This is a genomic window from Intrasporangium flavum (assembly GCF_001956915.1).
Classification (GTDB): Bacteria; Actinomycetota; Actinomycetes; order Actinomycetales; family Dermatophilaceae; genus Monashia; species Monashia flava.
Genome location: NZ_MLJO01000006.1, coordinates 52,568 through 67,845, shown reverse-complemented (window position 1 = coordinate 67,845; position 15,278 = coordinate 52,568). Strand labels below are relative to the sequence as shown.

Annotated in this window: 15 protein-coding genes; 6 read left to right on the top strand and 9 right to left on the bottom strand. The window is 74.6% G+C overall.

Annotation, left to right across the window (positions count from 1 at the left end; all coding sequences use genetic code 11):
* Nucleotides 1-22: 22 nt before the first annotated feature.
* A complete protein-coding gene (locus tag BIV28_RS05675) occupies nt 23-598 on the bottom strand; it encodes a hypothetical protein (protein WP_076260077.1) in 576 nt (191 codons plus the stop codon).
* Nucleotides 599-852: 254 nt separating this feature from the next.
* Here BIV28_RS05675 and BIV28_RS05670 point away from each other — a divergent pair, with 254 nt between their 5' ends.
* The gene (locus BIV28_RS05670) at nt 853-2,859 is read left to right on the top strand and encodes an N-acetylmuramoyl-L-alanine amidase (protein ID WP_076260075.1); all 2,007 of its coding nucleotides are present in this window, start codon (nt 853-855) and stop codon (nt 2,857-2,859) included.
* 68 nt (nt 2,860-2,927) lie between these two features.
* Here BIV28_RS05670 and BIV28_RS05665 read toward each other — a convergent pair whose 3' ends face one another.
* The 3 genes from BIV28_RS05665 to BIV28_RS05655 all read right to left on the bottom strand — a co-directional run bounded on the left by BIV28_RS05665 (nt 2,928) and on the right by BIV28_RS05655 (nt 6,804).
* Complete coding sequence (locus BIV28_RS05665; RefSeq protein WP_076260074.1) at nt 2,928-4,916, bottom strand: penicillin-binding transpeptidase domain-containing protein; 1,989 nt, start codon at nt 4,914-4,916, stop codon at nt 2,928-2,930.
* 82 nt (nt 4,917-4,998) lie between these two features.
* Nucleotides 4,999-6,048 carry a hypothetical protein gene (locus BIV28_RS05660; protein WP_076260072.1) on the bottom strand — a complete coding sequence of 350 codons (1,050 nt, stop codon included), beginning with the start codon at nt 6,046-6,048 and terminating at the stop codon, nt 4,999-5,001.
* Between the two features lie 72 nt (nt 6,049-6,120).
* Nucleotides 6,121-6,804, bottom strand: coding sequence for an N-acetyltransferase (locus BIV28_RS05655; RefSeq protein WP_207555798.1), 684 nt, complete (start codon nt 6,802-6,804; stop codon nt 6,121-6,123).
* A 160-nt stretch (nt 6,805-6,964) separates the two neighbouring features.
* Here BIV28_RS05655 and BIV28_RS05650 point away from each other — a divergent pair, with 160 nt between their 5' ends.
* The 3 genes from BIV28_RS05650 to BIV28_RS05640 all read left to right on the top strand — a co-directional run bounded on the left by BIV28_RS05650 (nt 6,965) and on the right by BIV28_RS05640 (nt 9,801).
* A complete protein-coding gene (locus tag BIV28_RS05650; protein ID WP_076260071.1) occupies nt 6,965-8,086 on the top strand; it encodes an App1 family protein in 1,122 nt (373 codons plus the stop codon).
* Between the two features lie 4 nt (nt 8,087-8,090).
* On the top strand, nt 8,091-8,951 hold the full coding sequence (locus tag BIV28_RS05645) for an Fpg/Nei family DNA glycosylase (protein ID WP_076260069.1): 861 nt from the start codon (nt 8,091-8,093) through the stop codon (nt 8,949-8,951).
* A 61-nt stretch (nt 8,952-9,012) separates the two neighbouring features.
* Complete coding sequence (locus BIV28_RS05640; RefSeq protein ID WP_207555797.1) at nt 9,013-9,801, top strand: hypothetical protein; 789 nt, start codon at nt 9,013-9,015, stop codon at nt 9,799-9,801.
* Between the two features lie 24 nt (nt 9,802-9,825).
* Here BIV28_RS05640 and BIV28_RS05635 read toward each other — a convergent pair whose 3' ends face one another.
* A complete protein-coding gene (locus BIV28_RS05635) occupies nt 9,826-10,476 on the bottom strand; it encodes a GntR family transcriptional regulator (RefSeq protein WP_076260066.1) in 651 nt (216 codons plus the stop codon).
* 80 nt (nt 10,477-10,556) lie between these two features.
* On the opposite strand from BIV28_RS05635, the gene BIV28_RS05630 reads away from it, so the two are divergent.
* Nucleotides 10,557-11,885, top strand: coding sequence for an amidohydrolase family protein (locus BIV28_RS05630; protein ID WP_076260064.1), 1,329 nt, complete (start codon nt 10,557-10,559; stop codon nt 11,883-11,885).
* 31 nt (nt 11,886-11,916) lie between these two features.
* On the opposite strand, the gene BIV28_RS05625 is transcribed toward BIV28_RS05630, so the two are convergent.
* The 4 genes from BIV28_RS05625 to BIV28_RS05610 are packed head-to-tail and all read right to left on the bottom strand — an operon-like array spanning nt 11,917 to nt 14,191.
* The gene (locus tag BIV28_RS05625) at nt 11,917-12,483 is read right to left on the bottom strand and encodes a CD225/dispanin family protein (protein ID WP_076260063.1); all 567 of its coding nucleotides are present in this window, start codon (nt 12,481-12,483) and stop codon (nt 11,917-11,919) included.
* Nucleotides 12,484-12,496: 13 nt separating this feature from the next.
* Nucleotides 12,497-12,817 carry a rhodanese-like domain-containing protein gene (locus BIV28_RS05620; protein WP_076260061.1) on the bottom strand — a complete coding sequence of 107 codons (321 nt, stop codon included), beginning with the start codon at nt 12,815-12,817 and terminating at the stop codon, nt 12,497-12,499.
* Nucleotides 12,818-12,858: 41 nt separating this feature from the next.
* Nucleotides 12,859-13,839, bottom strand: a complete 981-nt coding sequence (locus BIV28_RS05615; protein ID WP_076260060.1) for a DUF1648 domain-containing protein — start codon at nt 13,837-13,839, stop codon at nt 12,859-12,861.
* A gap of 1 nt (nt 13,840) precedes the next feature.
* On the bottom strand, nt 13,841-14,191 hold the full coding sequence (locus BIV28_RS05610; RefSeq protein WP_076260058.1) for a GntR family transcriptional regulator: 351 nt from the start codon (nt 14,189-14,191) through the stop codon (nt 13,841-13,843).
* Between the two features lie 54 nt (nt 14,192-14,245).
* Between BIV28_RS05610 and pdxY the strand changes: the two genes are divergently transcribed.
* Nucleotides 14,246-15,094, top strand: a complete 849-nt coding sequence (gene pdxY / locus BIV28_RS05605; protein WP_076260057.1) for a pyridoxal kinase PdxY — start codon at nt 14,246-14,248, stop codon at nt 15,092-15,094.
* Nucleotides 15,095-15,278 lie beyond the last annotated feature (184 nt).

The following is a 15,278-nucleotide window of genomic DNA, read 5'->3' as shown; positions in this document are numbered from 1 at the left end:
TCCGGGACCGGGACGCGTGGGCTCAGGAGGCCGGGGCGTCGACGCAGCGCGTCGTCGCGGGGGCGGTCAGCGTCACGTCGGCCACGAGCGTCGCGACGAGTCCGGCCACCTCGCCGACCGAGGGGTCGGTGAGGTCGACTGCACGCGAACGGTCGTCGGTGACCGAGATGATGATCGGGTCGGTGGACGGCAGGCTCGTGGGGTCGCCCGCGGACCCGTCGGTGGACGGCGCGCCGAGGCTCCACGGCCCGAGACGCAGGGTGCTCAGGGCCCCGACGATCTGGCGCAGCTGGGCGCCGCCGAGGGTGCAGACGCGTCCGTGGACCGACCGGGTGTCGACGAGCAGCTTGCCGTCGGAGCGCAGCACGATGCGGTCGTCGAAGCCGGCGACGCCGCCGGTGCGGCGCAGCGTCAGGGGGAACTGTGGGCCGTACTCGGGCCCGACGGTGTCCGGGCCCGTGGTCGGGGTGCCGGCCCCCGCCCCGCCGAGCGCGCCGCCCGAGGCGGCGAGGTGCGGTGGCGTCGTGAAGTCGCCGTCGGTCGAGGGGACGTCGACGCCGCACCCCGTGAGCAGGAGTGCCGCGACTGCCAGTCCCACGCACCGGCCTGCGCGCCCCATGACATCCATGGTGGCCCCGGGGCGGGTCCCGTGTACGCCGGACGCGTCGACTCGAGGCAACGCTTCGGTGAACTTTTTCAAGTGGCGGGTGCCGTGGGTCGGGGGAATGCTCGGCAACAGAGGTGTGTGCCGGGCTCGGGGCCGGCGGCACCCACCGGAAGGCACCAGACCCCACGAGTCACGCACCGTCACGTACGAGACACGAAACACGAGACACACGAGAGGTACATCGAGTGAAGCCGAGCTCACCACCACGTCCGGCGCCGCGGACGCCCCGTCGCGCGCGCAGGTTCCGCCAGGGGGCCGCGGCCCTCGGCGCCGCCACCGTCGTCGTCGCAGGGCTGGCCCTGCAGGGCCCGAGCGCCCAGGCCGACACCTCCCCAAGCACGTCGGGCACGGCAGCGTCCGCCGTCGGCACCGACTCCGGCAGCCGCGCGCGGGCCTTCGCGGCGGCCGCCCAGGAGTACGGCGTGCCGCTCACGGTCCTCGAGGCCGTGTCGTACGCCCAGACCCGCTGGGACTTCCGCCCCGGCCACAGCACGTCCGGCGGCTACGGCCCCATGCACCTCGTCGACGCGTCCCTGGGCTCGCCCCGGGAGGGGCGCGGGCTCGGCGAGGCCCCCGACGCGTCCGACAGCCCCGACGCGACGCCCGTGGCCGACACGCTCGGCCGCGCGGCCGAGCTGACCGGTCTGTCCGAGGACGCCCTGCGCACCGACGAGCTCGCCAACATCCGCGGTGGGGCGGCCCTGCTCGCCGACTCCCAGCGTCGCCTCGGTCTGCCGACGGGCGCGTCCGGCGAGGCGGGCGACTGGTACGCCACGGTGGCCGACGCGTCGGGCGCCGGCGAGCAGGAGACTGCTGCCGCGTTCGCTGACGACGCGTACTCCGCTGTCGCACAGGGCGCCTCGCGCACGACGAACGACGGCAAGGTCGTCTCGCTGGCCGCCACGTCGGTGTCGCCGCAGCGCGACCAGGTGGGTCGGCTCAAGCTGCCGAAGGCGAACGCGAACGGCCCGGTCGACTGCCCGCCCGGGCTCGACTGCGAGTGGCTGCCGGCGCCGTACGCCAAGACCGGCCCGAGCGCCGGCAGCTACGGCAACCACGACCTCGCGAACCGCCCGACCTCGCCGGCGATCACGAACATCGTCATCCACAACACCGAGGCGTCCTGGAACACGACGCTCAAGCTCGTCAGCGACCCCACCTACCTCGCGTGGAACTACTCGCTGCGCTCGAGCGACGGGCACATCGCCCAGCACCTCGAGCCCAAGGACGTCGGTTGGCACGCGGGCAACTGGTACGTCAACAGCCACTCGATCGGCCTCGAGCACGAGGGCTTCGCGGCCACCGGCGCCGAGTGGTTCAGCGAGCCGATGTACCGCTCGTCGGCCCGCCTCGTGCGCTACCTCGCGACGAAGTACGACATCCCGCTCGACATGCAGCACATCGTCGGGCACGACCAGGTCCCCGGCGTCACGCCGGCGAACGTGGCCGGCATGCACTGGGACCCGGGCCCCTACTGGGACTGGGAGCACTACTTCCAGCTGCTCGGTGCGCCGCTGCAGAGCCACGGCGTCGACGGCGCCCAGGACCTCGTGCGGATCCTGCCGGGCTTCGAGCACAACGTGCAGGCCGTCACGTCGTGCACGACCGCCGGCCAGCCGTGCGCGCCGCAGGGCACGAACTTCGTCTACCTGCACACGGCTCCGTCCGAGAGCGCGCCGCTCGTCAACGACATCGGCCGCAAGCCGAACGGGGCCCCGTCGACGACGGCGGTCTCCGACATCGGCGCCCGGGCCCAGACCGGCCTGACCTTCGCCGTGGCCGAGCGCCAGGGTGACTGGACCGCGATCTGGTTCAACGGTGTCAAGGGCTGGTTCCACAACCCGGTGGCCGACCCGACCGCCATCCCCGTCGGCGGCCAGTACGTCGTGCCGAAGGCCGGCCGCACGTCGGTGCCGGTGTACGGGCGTGCCTACCCGGAGGCGTCGGCCTACCCGGCCGGCATCCCCGTGCAGGCGCTCGCCCCGCTGCAGTACCAGTTCACCCCCGGGCAGCGGTACGCCGTCGGTGACCTCACCGTGCCGACGAACTACTACCGGGCGACGACGTTCGCGGCCGACACCCCGAACGACCACGTCGACGTCGTCGGCAAGGACGTCTACTACCAGATCTCGCTCGGCCACCGGTTCGCGTTCGTCCGCGCCGCCGACGTCGACGTCGTGACGGCGAAGTAGCACCTCGTCCGGACGCCGAAGGGCCACCTCCCCCACGGGAGGTGGCCCTTCGGCTCGTGCTGGAGCCGTCAGCGGAGGTTGGTCCTCTTGAGGAAGTCGACGATGAACGGGGCCGACCCGGTGACGCCGTTGTCGCCGAGCTCGTTGTAGGCGGCGATGGCGATGTCGCCGCGGCCGGCGACCATCCACGTGTGCGTGTCGGGCGGGTTCTTCGTGCCGAACTCGGCCGTGCCGGTCTTGGCGTACTCGACCCCGAGCGGCTTGAGCACCGTGCCCGAGCCCTCCTGCACGACGGCCCGCATCTCCTGGCGCAGCACCTGCGCCTCCTCCGGCTTGAGCGGCGTGGCGGGTGCCGGCAGCGCGGGGCTGCCCTTGACGAGCACCGGGCGCACCGTCTGCCCCTTGACGACGGACGCGACGACGAGCGCCATGGTCAGCGGGGAGGCCTCGACGCGTCCCTGCCCGATGAACGACGCGGCGTGCTCGACGGTGTTGTCGGTGCCCGGCACCGAGCCGAGGAAGCCGGTGAAGGGAAGGTCGAGCTTCTCGCCCATGCCGAGCGACTGCGCTGCGCTGATGAGGTCGTCCTGGCTGACCTTGTCGTGCTGGCTGATGAAGGCCGTGTTGCACGAGAAGGCGAGGGCGGTCTGCATCGGGATGTCGCCGAGGTGGTTCTTCGGGTAGGTCGTGTAGTTGCCGAACCGGCGGCCGTCGACGGTGAGCGAGTCGGTGCACGGCAGCTTCGTGTCTGCCGTGGCGCCCTTGCGGACGAGGGCGAGCGAGCTGATGATCTTGAACGTCGAGCCCGGCGGGTTCTTGCCGGCGAGGGCGAGGGTGGCGCCGTTCGCTCCCGGGCCGACCGCGGCGGCGAGCACCTCGCCGGTCGAGACGCGCACGGCCACGAGGGCGGTCGGGCGCTGGGTCTGCTTCGCGAGCGCGGCCTCGGCGGCCGTCTGGAGCTTCTGGTCGATGGTCAGGGTGAGCGGCGTGCCGTCCTTGGACTGCTCGGCGAAGACCTCGCGCTTGTCGATGACGCTGCCGTCGGCGCCGCGGCGGACGGCCTGCACGGCGAGGCCCGGCGTGCCGCGGAGCTGGTCGTCGTAGCGGTACTCGAGGCCGTTCTTGCCGATGGTGTCGCCGGCCTCGAGGACGCCGCCGGAGTCCTTGACGTCCTCGGCCGACACCTCGCCGACCGAGCCGAGGATCGGGGCGGCGAAGCTGCGGCTCGGGCCCAGGACGGTCAGGGCCGGCACGGTGGTGGCACCGGTGACCTTGTCGATGGCCGCGCTGTTCCTCGTCAGCTGCGGGTCGTCGGCGCGGAACGTGATGGCCTCGACGAACGCTTTCGCGCCGGCCTGCGACACCTTCTTGGCGTACCGGTCGGGGTCGACGCCGACGAGGGCGGCGAGCCGGCGGGCCGACGCCGTGGCCGCCGAACCGGGCGCCTTCGTCTTGTCGATGCCGACGACGGCCACCTCGCGCTCGGTCATCAGCTTGGCGCCGTTGCGGTCGAGGATGTCGGCGCGCCGCGGCCACGTGCGCGCGAGCGTGAGGCTCTCGTCGGAGCGCAGGTCGGGGGCGACGACGCGCGGGCTCCACGTGACCTGCCAGGCGTCGTCGACGAGGCTGAGGTCGACCTGTGTCGTGTACGACCACTTCACGGGCGAGGTGGCCGAGGAGGCGGGGGCCGTCGCCGAGGACGTGGCCGACGGCGTGCCGGACGACGCACCCGAGGACACGTCCCACGTCGAGGCGAGGGTCGCGGTGGCCTTGCTCGAGCCCTCGGCGTGGCTGACCTTCTGCAGCGACACGGTGGGGCGCCTGCCGTCCATCCCCTTGAAGGCCGTGGCGAGGAAGGCGTTGACCTTCTGCGCCGACGTGCCCTTGAGGGCGACGCCGGTGACGTCGGCCTTGGCGAGACCGGCGGCGAGCGCGCGGGCGGTGTCGTCGGGGGCGGGCGGCTGCTCGAACATCGAGCAGCCGGCGCCGAGGCCGCCCACGACCGTCGCGGCGAGGGCGGCGGCCAGGGCTCTTCTCATCGGGGTCCTGCGGAGCATGGGCCCCACCGTACGTGGAGACGGCCGGAACGGCCGTGTCGGCAAGCGTCGGTCAGCGTCGGTGAGCGTCGGTCAGCGTCGGTCAGCGCGTCGTGCTGTCGGCGGGCACCGGGTCGGCGGCGGGCGCGGCCGGGGCTGACGTGCCGGACGGGCCGCCGGCGGCGACGGGAGCCGCGGCACCGGCGTCGGTGGAGCGGCCGCGTCGGGCCAGGGGCGCTCCCCCGAGGCCGACGCCGACGGCCACCGCGAGCCACCACCAGCTCTGGTGGGACGGGGCGAGCGCCGAGACGAAGACGCCACGCGCCTCGCCGGCGAGCGCGTGCAGCGCGCCCGGCAGGCCGGCCCCGGTGCGCAGGGTGCCCGCGAGGTGCTCGAAGGCCGTGAATGCCGCCTGGACGCCGACGACCACGGCCGTGACGGCGAGCCACGCCCCGAGGCGTCGGGCCGGCGCCACCCCGACGCGCGCGAAGCCGATGCCCACGACGAGGCCGACAGTCGCCGCGGAGGTCCACTGCACGACCGAGCCGGCGTCGTCCGGGCCGAGCGCCACGACGACGAGACGCGTCGTCCACGCCCCGGCAGCCACGGCGACCGGGGCGCCGGCCAGGGCGGCCACGACGGGCCGGCCGTGCGCCAGGCACCAGCCGAGCACGAGGCCGAGCAGGCCGCCGGCGACCGCGAGGGTGACGACCCCGACGAGCACGCGGTCGTCCCGGTCGAAGTCGCTGCCGAGCTGTCGCGTGGCACCGGCCGACTGGGCGACGGTGTAGGCGATGGCCGTGAGTGTGCCCACGGCAGAGGCGAACCCGGCGAGGAGGCGACGGCGGGCGTCGTGGCGCACCCATCGCACGCTGAGCCCGGCCGCGGCACCGCCGACGAGCGTCAGTGCGAGCAGGAGCGGCAGGAAGACCGCGCGGAAGGGCAGCAGCGTGACGTAGCCGCGGCTCGCCTCACCGGTCAGGGCGTCGGCGACCCAGTACCGGGGCGAGGAGGCGCCGAGGCCGTCGACGATCCACGGCAGCGCGCCCACCACCCACCAGGCCGCCGCCGCGAGGGGCAGGACGGGCCAGACAAGGGTGCGGGCGAACCGGAGTCGTGCCTCTGGGCTGAAGCGGCGGTCGGCGGTGTCCACCGGGAGATCCGATCACGGAGTCCGCGGCGGCGCCAATCGGTCGTCGAGGGTCGCAGCGGCGCCGCGCAGGCCTCAGCCGCGCTCCGGCCGCCACAGCTGGACCGAGGCCACCGGCTCGAATCCCGCTGACAGGAAAGCCCGCAGGGCGCGGGCGTTGCCGGGCGCGCACGTCGCGACGACGACCTCGTCCTGGGCCACGAGCGTCAGGCTGTCGCGCACGACGTCGGTGCCCGAGCGCGCCTGCTCGGGGTCGGTCTCGACGCCGACCTCGTGAAGTCCGCCGAGCCCGCGGGAGAGCGTCACGAGGGTCTTGTCGCGGGCCTCGGGGTAGCCGAAGGTGCGCACGCTGCTGCGCACGGCCGTGGCGTGCTCGGCCCGCGGGTGGTTGCGCAGGTCGCTGCGGGGCACGAGCGCGGGTTCACCACCGCGGCCGCGGGCGACGAGCACGACGTCGAGGGAGTCGATCCAGCCGCCGGAGGCGAGGGCCGACACGACGCGCGGGTTGCTCGCGCCGCCGAAGCCGTCGGCGCCGAGGGCGTCGACGTCGTCGTCGTGGACGTCCTCGCCGATGGCGAGCACGGCGTGGCCGGTGAAGGCGATGACGCCCTCGATGCCGTCGCGCCACGGCTCGACGCGGCGCCAGGCGCCGTCGACGTCGGGGAACTCGCCCGTGGCGGCGCTGGACAGGGCGGTGGCGATCGGGTGCACGAGCCCCATGAAACCCCCGGACGCCGCCGGGCGCGCGCCGTCGTCCACGACGTGACCACCCGGAGCCGTGGCGAGCGCGTCGAGAGCACGACCGCGCCGGGTAGGGTCGGGTCATGTCCCGACCGCACGCGGCCGCCATCATCGAGGACGCCGTCCACGAGCAGGTCGAGCGCGTCGAGAGCACGACCGCGCCGGGTAGGGTCGGGTCATGTCCCGACCGCACGCGGCCGCCATCATCGAGGACGCCGTCCACGAGCAGGTCGAGCGCGTGCTGCGCAGCCGCGGCTGGGGCAACCGCGTCATCACCCACGTCGGCTACGGGTCGTCGTCGTTCGTGCGCGTCTACGCTCGAATCCTGCTGGGGCGCAAGGGCCGCGAGCAGACCGAGGGCCCCGAGGCGCGTCAGGACGCCACCGGCGCGCTCAGCCCGGCGCACTACGACCGCGGGTGGCGCGCCTTCATCACCTCGCCGGCCACGGGCGTCCCGGTCAAGGTCACGGCCGGCGACCGCGAGGTGTACGGCCGGTCCGATCGCGGAGGCCACGTCGACATCGTGGCCCGCGACCACGGCCTCGCGCCCGGCTGGCAGCAGGTGCTCGTCGAGGTCCAGGGCACCGAACCGGTGGCCGCCGACGTCTTCATCGTCGCCGACGGCGTGACCCACGGCATCGTCAGCGACATCGACGACACCGTCATCACGACGATGCTGCCGCGCCCGATGATCGCGGCCTTCAACACGTTCGTGCGCCGGGGCAAGGCCCGTCACGCGGTGTCGGGCATGGCGCCGATGTACCGCCGCATCCTGTCGGCGCACCCGGGGGCGCCGATCGTCTACGTGTCGACGGGCGCCTGGAACACCTCCGCGACCCTCAACCGGTTCCTCGTCGACAACGGGTTCCCGCTCGGGCCGCTCATGCTCACCGACTGGGGCCCCACCAACACCGGCTGGTTCCGCAGCGGCCAGGACCACAAGCGCACCTGCCTGCACCGGCTCGCCCGCGACTTCCCCGACATCACGTGGCTGCTCTTCGGCGACGACGGGCAGCACGACCCCGCGCTCTACACCGAGTTCGCCGAGGCGCGTCCGGACCGCGTCGACGCCATCTGCATCCGGCAGCTGACGCCGGCCGAGCAGGTGCTGTCCAACCCGATCAAGCTCGACCCGCCGCTGCGGCCGTGGGCGGCCCGCACGGTGCAGACGTTCTCGGCGCCCGACGGGCACGGCCTGCTGCGGCTGCTCGAGGAGCACGGACGCGTCGGCGAGCCGGTGGCCGCCGACGAGCAGCCGTCGCGTCCCGGGCCGCGTCGTCCCCACCGGGTGACAGACTGACGCCATGCCCGAGCTGCCCGAGGTGCAGGCGCTCGTCGACTTCCTCGCCGAGCGCACGGACGGCCTTGCCGTCACGAAGGTCGAGCTCGCCTCGTTCAGCGTGCTCAAGACCTTCGACCCGCCGCCGCAGGCGCTCGAGGGAGCGCCCGTCGACGGCGTGCACCGGCACGGCAAGTTCCTCGACCTCGACGTCGACGGCACCCACCTCGTCTTCCACCTGGCCCGCGCCGGCTGGCTGCGCTGGTCCGACCACCTGCCCGAGACCGTCCTGCGGCCCGGCAAGTCGCCGATCGCGCTGCGGGTGCGCCTGTCCGACGGCTCGGGCTTCGACCTGACCGAGGCCGGCACGAAGAAGTCGCTCGCGGCCTACATCGTCCGCGACCCCGCCGAGGTGCCCGGCATCGCCCGCCTCGGCCCCGACCCCCTGGCCGACGACTTCACCCGCGAGCGGTTCGGGCAGATCCTCGAGGGGCGGCGCACCCAGATCAAGGGCCTGCTGCGCGACCAGGAGGTCATCGCCGGGGTGGGCAACGCCTACTCCGACGAGGTGCTGCACGTCGCCAAGATCAGCCCGTTCGCCATCGCCGGGTCGCTCGCGCCCGACGTCGTCGACCGCCTCTACGCCGCGCTGCGCGACACGCTGTCCTCGGCGGTCGCCACGGCGTCGGGCAAGCCGGCCAAGGAGCTCAAGGACGCCAAGCGGGCCGGCATGCGCGTGCACGCGCGCACCGGCGAGGCCTGCCCCGAGTGCGGCGACGTCGTGCGCGAGGTGTCCTTCGCCGACACCTCGCTGCAGTACTGCGCCACGTGCCAGACCGGTGGCAAGCCGCTCGCCGACCGCAGGATGTCCAAGCTGCTCAAGTGAGGCGCCGGCGTGCCCGGTCGTTCCGGGCCGGGTTCGTCCGGAGTGCAACGTTTCGGCCGACGTGGTTGTCTCCACCGTCATGAAGCCGATCCTTCGCGCCCCCTCCACCGCCCTCGTGCCCGTCGCGGCCGCCGCCATCGCCACCCTCGCCCTCGCCGCGTGCGGCAGCGCCGCCTCACCGGGCGCCGGATCCTCCGGCGGGTCCACGGTCGTCGGCGGGACGATGCCGGCGCCGGCCGGCAGCGGGTCCGGCGGGTCCGGCGGGTCCGGCGGGTCGAGCCAGGCCACCGGCGCGTCGGGCGGCGTGCGTCTCGTCGCGACCGCGGCTCCCGGCTCGCCGGCCAAGGCCGGCATCAAGGCCGAGCCGGGCGTCGTCGTCGAGTACACGCTGTCGAACACCGGCTCGACGCCGCTCGCCGCCTACGACGTCGTCCCCGCGTCGCTCGGCTCGGCGAGCCTGCCGGCCGACGTCGACCGCGAGCACGCCTGGGTCTACGCCGACGGCGGGTCGGTGCGCGTCAGCAAGCAGGGCTTCGCGACGGCACCGAACGTTCGCTTCGCCGCGGCCCCGACGATCGGTGCGCGCACCCTCCCCGCGGGCGGCACCCTGACCGGCCGGGCCTTCGTGCCGACGCCGCTCGCGCTGGCGGTCCCCGGCGCCGACTTCACGGCCCCGAACGACCCGCTGCCCGCCGCGGCCGGCTCGTTCTCCTTCTGTGTGCAGGTCGGGCCGGCCGGCAGCCCGATGCGCCCCTCCGCCGCGGTGCAGGGCGTCCTCGAGACGCCGGTGGCCGCGCCGGCGGCGGACACCCTCGTGTGCACCGGTTCGCTGCAGCTGCCGACGTCCTGACCGGGGCGGCCCGGGCCCAACGGCTCAGGCGTCGGGGCCCGTCGCTGCGGCGAGGGCGGCCCGGCTGCTCGTGAGGTGTGCGGCGAGGACGCGCGTGGCGGCCTCGGCGTTGCGGGCCCGGACCGCCTCGAGCACCTCGCGGTGCTCGGCGGCCATCGCCCGGGGGTCGGTGTGCTGGTTGAGCAGCCACGCCATCCGCGAGGCGATCGGCTCGAGCACCGAGGTCAGCACCTCGCTGCGGGCGGCCCCGGTGAGCCGTTCGTGGAAGGCGGCGTTGACGCGCACGGCGTCGGAGGGGCGTCCGGCCGCGACGTGGGTCTCGGCCTCGACGACGAGGGCCTCGAGCGCGTCGAGGTCGGCGGCGTCGGCCACCTCGACGAGCCGGGCCGCGAGGACCGTCTCGAGGGCGCCGCGCACGGCGAAGAGCATGGCGACGTCGTCGTCGGCGAGGCGGCGCACCGTCATGCCGCGGCCGCCGCCGTCGTCGAGCAGCCCCTCGCGCTCGAGCACCCGCAGGGCCTCCCGGACCGGCACGCGGGACACCTCGAGCTGCTCGGCGAGGCGGCGCTCGACGAGCCGGGTGCCGGGCGGCAGCTCTCCGGAGACGATCTGCGCCCGGAGCGCCTGCGTCACGGCGTCGCGCAACGACCTGCCGGGTTCCTCGCCGGTAACCATTGACCCCTCCCACCTGCTTGGTATACCAAGTTGGTATACCAACTTCGTTCACCGGCGAGCGTAACCCAGGAGGAGCCCCCATGTGCCTGCACGACCACGACGCCGTGTCGCCCGCCCCGCCGTCCGCGCTGACCCGTCGCAACGTCCTCGCGGGGGCGGCCGTCCTCGCCGGGGTGACGGCCACCGGGATCGCCGCAGCCGCCCCGGCGGCGGCCGACGGGGCACCCTCGGCCGCCGCGCCCACCGGTCGGCGCCACCCCGTGGCCCCGACCCCGGTCGTCATCGACGGTGGCACCCTCGTCGACCCGCTCACCGGGCACGTCGTCGAGGACGCGGTCGTCGTGCTGCGGGACGGTGCCGTCCTCGCGGCCGGCACCCGCGACGCCACCCGCCGGGCCGTGCGGGCCGTCGGCTCGTCCGCCCGGATCGTCGAGGCGTCGGGCCGCTGGGTGCTGCCGGGCCTCGTCGATGTGCACGTCCACGCCAACGCGCTCGCCGACGTCCGCGCCCTCGTCCGGGCCGGCGCCACGTCGGTGCGCAGCGGGTCGTCGTCGTTCTACCAGGACGTCGCGATGCGCGACCTGCCCGCGTGGGCCCCCGGCCTGGCGCCCCGGATGCGCGCCGCCGGCCTCTTCGTCTCGCCCGACCTCGGCGACTCGGTGCTCGCAGACCCCGACCTCGCGCCGCTCGCCGCGGTCAAGGGCGGGGTGCGCAGCCTGGAGGACCTCGCCTACCTCACCCGCGTCAACGTGTCGCGAGGTGTCGACGTCGTCAAGACCCGGGCCAACCCCCGCGCCGGTCTCGCCGAGCAGGACCCCCGCGAGCTCGTCTACGACCGTGAGCAGCTGCACGCGGTGGTCCGAGCCGCCGGCAGCCGCCCCGTCCTGTGCCACGCGTACAGCGAGGAGGGCATCGACGGCGCCGTCCGGGCGGGCGTGCGCAGCATCGAGCACGGCGTTTTCGTCGGCGACGCGACGATCGCCGAGATGGCCCGCCGGGGCACCTACTTCACCCCGACCCTCGCCGCCATCACCGGGATGATCGGCTCGAGCAACCCGGTCCTCGACGGTCGTGGCCGGGCCTACACCCCCGTGCTGCAGGCGGCGGTCCGCGAGGCGCACGCCCGCGGCGTCACGGTCGTGGCGGGCACCGACTCCTTCGGCACCGACGTCGACCCCATCGGCAGCGAGGTGCGGCTGCTCGGCGAGGCCGGGCTGTCGCCGCTCGAGGCGCTGCGCGCCGCGACGACGTACGCCGCCCGGCTGCTCGGCACGCCGCGCGCCGGACGGCTCGTGCCCGGTGCCTACGCCGACGCCGTCGTCGTCGACGCCGACCCGCTCGCGACGGCCGCGGCGGCCGAGCAGGTGCGGGTCGTCGTCGCGCAGGGTGTCGTCGTCCGCCAGGACTGAGCGAAGGACGTCGACGGGCCTCGCGGCGTCCTCAGGGGCCCGCGAGGCCCGCCAGCAGGGTGACCGCGCCCGACAGGGCGACGGTCACGAAGAAGAACGACACGACGATCGCGGCCACCGCCCACCGGCGGGCCGAGCGCGAGGCCGCCCAGGCCTCCTGGTGCCGGCCCGTCGCCCACAGTGCCGAGACGCTCACCGCGCGCAGCACGGCCACGAGCCCGAGGGGGAAGAGGGCGATCAGGGCGACGATCGCCAGGAGGAGGAACGAGGGCGGGGCTCCGGGTGTCAGGCCGGTCGGTGCCGGCTGTGCCGACGTCCAGCGTCCGGGCCTCGGCGGCGGGAGCGGGTCGCCGGTCGGCGGCCTCGTGGCGCGTGGCCGTGGTGGCGGTGCGGTCGGGGCCGGCGGGTACGGCAGGGCCGGGTTCGGAGGCGGGGCTGGCGTGCCGGGCGCCGGGGGAGCGCCGCCGCCGGTCGCGCCTGCCGGGCGATGGCTGTCGAGGTCGGGCAGCCAGGCGGTCCACTCGTCGGACGTCGGGTCGGGCGCGGCGTCGCGGCGCGACGCGTCACGCGTCGGGTCCGGTTCGGGGGTGCCGGCCATGGCGTCGAGCCGGTCAGATGATCCTGGCGTCGCCGTCGGCGACGACCGCCTTGCCGGCCCGCTCCCACTCGAGCATGCCGCCCTCGACGTTCGCGACGTCGTAGCCCTGCATGACGAGCCACTGCACCGCCCGGGCCGACCGGCCGCCCATGCGGCAGACGATGCCGACCGTGTCGTCGGACTCGGGCAGCTCGCCGAGGCGGCCCGGCAGCTCGCCGAGCGGGATGTGGACGGCGTTCGGGGCGTGGCCGGCCGCCCACTCGTCGGCCTCGCGGACGTCGACCATGACGGCGTCGTCGGGCAGCTCGGAGACGGTCGTCGTCGGGATGCTCATGCCCTCATCGTGACACGACGGGCCGTGAGGGCGGTCCGAGGTCAGGACTCCCGCGCCGCGAGGGTGTTGAGCACGGCGGCGGCCTCCGACGCGTCGTCGACCGTGACGACCACCGCCGGCTCGCCGACGCGCTCGACGACGAGGGCCTCCCCGCCCCGGGTGACGAACCCCCGCCGGCCGTCCCGGCCGATGCGCCAGCCCCAGCCGCCGAACTCCCGCAGCGGCGAGACCGTCGTGACGTCTGCGCGGGCCACCCGCCGCAGGGGGACGTGGGCCCACGTGATGAAGAGGCTGGTGACGCGCAGCCCGTCGGCGTCGACGACGACCCGGGCCGAGCAGGTGACGACGAGGAGGGCGACGAGGGCCGCCACGAGGAGGAGCACCCAGGGCGTGCCGACGACGGCGACGACGAGCAGCGGCAGCAGGGCGAGGACGACGACGAGCACGACGCCGCGGCTGGGCAGGGCGGCCCGGCCGGTCCACGCGAGGCGCGTCGTGTCGGGCACGTCGAGCCGCGGGGCGTCGGCGGGCACGGGCGCGCGGGTGGCGTCGAGCGGCGGGGGCGGCACGCGTCCCCACCACCAGAGGGCCAGCCCGGCGGCGATCGCGCCGAGGACTGTCGGCAGCACCCACGGCGTCGGGAAGGCCTGGGGTGGCACGCCGGGACGCTGCGCGGTGAGCCCGCCGAACGACAGGCCGAAGAGCAGGACCGCCAGGGCGCCGGCGATGCCGGCGAGCGGGCCACGCGTGGTGGGGTGCATCGCGGCTCCGAGCCCGACGAGCAGCAGGGGGAGCAGTGCCGTCATGGCGGCGGCGGTCGCCACGGCTCCGGCCACCGACGCGTACCGGTCCGGTTCGCCGTCGAGGCCCCAGTGCACGGCGATGCTGGCGGGCAGCTCGTCGCGCACCGACCACGTCAGCACCAGCCCCACGAGGGCGAGGACGGGGCCGACGAGGGCGCTCGCGACGAGCGCGGCGGTGGGGCGGCGGTGGTGGCCGGGCTCGCGCGGGCCGGAGGTCATGTCAGTACTCGCTCTCGATGAGTCGGGCCAGGTCGGTGGGGGTCGCGCCGACGCGTCGTGCCTCGGCGACGAGCTCGGTGACGAGGGTGCGCAGGCGCGCCTGGGGGGCCGGGTCGGCGGCACTGACGACGGCGCCGCGGCCGCGACGCAGGTCGATGAGGCCCTCGTCGCGCAGCGACTGGTAGGCACGCAGCACGGTGTGGAGGTTGACCTCGAGCAGACCGGCGACCTCCTTGGCCGAGGGCAGCCGGTCGCCGCGGTCGAGGCGCCCGGCGGCCATCTCGCGCCGGACGCACGCCGCCACCTGGACGTGGAGCGGCGTGCTCGAGGTCGGGTCCACCTGCCACAACATAGTTCTAGTATGACTAGAACTAGTGGGGATCTGCAACGCACTAGGGTGAAGCGGGTGAAGATCCTGTCGATCCAGTCCCACGTCGCGTACGGCCACGCCGGCAACTCGGCCGCGGTCTTCCCGCTCCAGCGCCTCGGCCACGACGTCTACCCCGTGCTCACGGTGACCTTCTCCAACCACACCGGCTACGGCGCGACGCGGGGACCGCTCATCGCCCCCGCCGACGTCGCGGAGGTCATCACCGGCGTCGAGGAGCGCGGCGCCTTCCCGTCGATCGACGCCGTGCTGTCCGGCTACCAGGGCGCCGAGTCGGTCGGTGAGGTCGTCCTCGACGCCGTCGCCCGCGTCAAGGCGGCCAACCCGGCGGCGATCTACTGCTGCGACCCGGTCATGGGCGACGTCGGGCGCGGCTTCTTCGTCCGCGAGGGGATCCCCGAGTACATGCGCGACCACGTCGTGCCCAAGGCCGACATCGTCACGCCCAACCAGTTCGAGCTCGAGTTCCTGTCCGGTCGCACCGTGCAGACGCAGGACGACCTCCTCGCCGCGGCCGACCAGCTCCGCGCGACCGGTCCGGACGTCGTGCTCGTCACGAGCGCGCACACCTCCGACACCCCGGACGGCTCGATCCAGATGGCGTGCGTCACCGGCGAGGGTGCGTGGACGGTCACGACGCCGATGCTGCCGATGACGGTGCGCGGCGGCGGCGACGTCACGGCCGCGCTGTTCCTCGCGCACGTCCTCACCGACGGCCCCGAGGTGGCGCTGCGTCGCACCGCGGCGACGATGTACGCCGTCCTCGAGCGCACCCACGCCGAGGGCTCGGACGAGATGCTCCTCGTCGCCGGGCAGGACGCCATCGCCCGTCCCGACAAGAAATTCGAGATCACCCGGGTTCGGTGACCCATTCCGGCTCCGGAGCCGTTATAGTCACAGGCGCGCCGTTCCGCATGACCACCCCTGACCGTGCGGAACGGCGCCTTTTTATGCCTGTTTTCAGTGGAATTCGCATCTAACGACCGGTGATTGCCATCAGACCGTGCATCGGTCGGGGCGACACGCTCTCGCCCCGTATGCGGATGTCTCC

Bases quoted from the DNA above. Each gene is read 5' to 3' on its own strand.
- BIV28_RS05610 (WP_076260058.1), bottom strand. From the start codon at position 14,191: ATGTTGTGGCAGGTGGACCCGACCTCGAGCACGCCGCTCCACGTCCAG.
- BIV28_RS05630 (WP_076260064.1), top strand. From the start codon at position 10,557: ATGTGCCTGCACGACCACGACGCCGTGTCGCCCGCCCCGCCGTCCGCG.
- BIV28_RS05620 (WP_076260061.1), bottom strand. From the start codon at position 12,817: ATGAGCATCCCGACGACGACCGTCTCCGAGCTGCCCGACGACGCCGTC.
- BIV28_RS05625 (WP_076260063.1), bottom strand. From the start codon at position 12,483: ATGGCCGGCACCCCCGAACCGGACCCGACGCGTGACGCGTCGCGCCGC.
- BIV28_RS05650 (WP_076260071.1), top strand. From the start codon at position 6,965: ATGTCCCGACCGCACGCGGCCGCCATCATCGAGGACGCCGTCCACGAG.
- BIV28_RS05635 (WP_076260066.1), bottom strand. From the start codon at position 10,476: ATGGTTACCGGCGAGGAACCCGGCAGGTCGTTGCGCGACGCCGTGACG.
- BIV28_RS05645 (WP_076260069.1), top strand. From the start codon at position 8,091: ATGCCCGAGCTGCCCGAGGTGCAGGCGCTCGTCGACTTCCTCGCCGAG.
- BIV28_RS05665 (WP_076260074.1), bottom strand. From the start codon at position 4,916: ATGCTCCGCAGGACCCCGATGAGAAGAGCCCTGGCCGCCGCCCTCGCC.
- BIV28_RS05615 (WP_076260060.1), bottom strand. From the start codon at position 13,839: ATGACCTCCGGCCCGCGCGAGCCCGGCCACCACCGCCGCCCCACCGCC.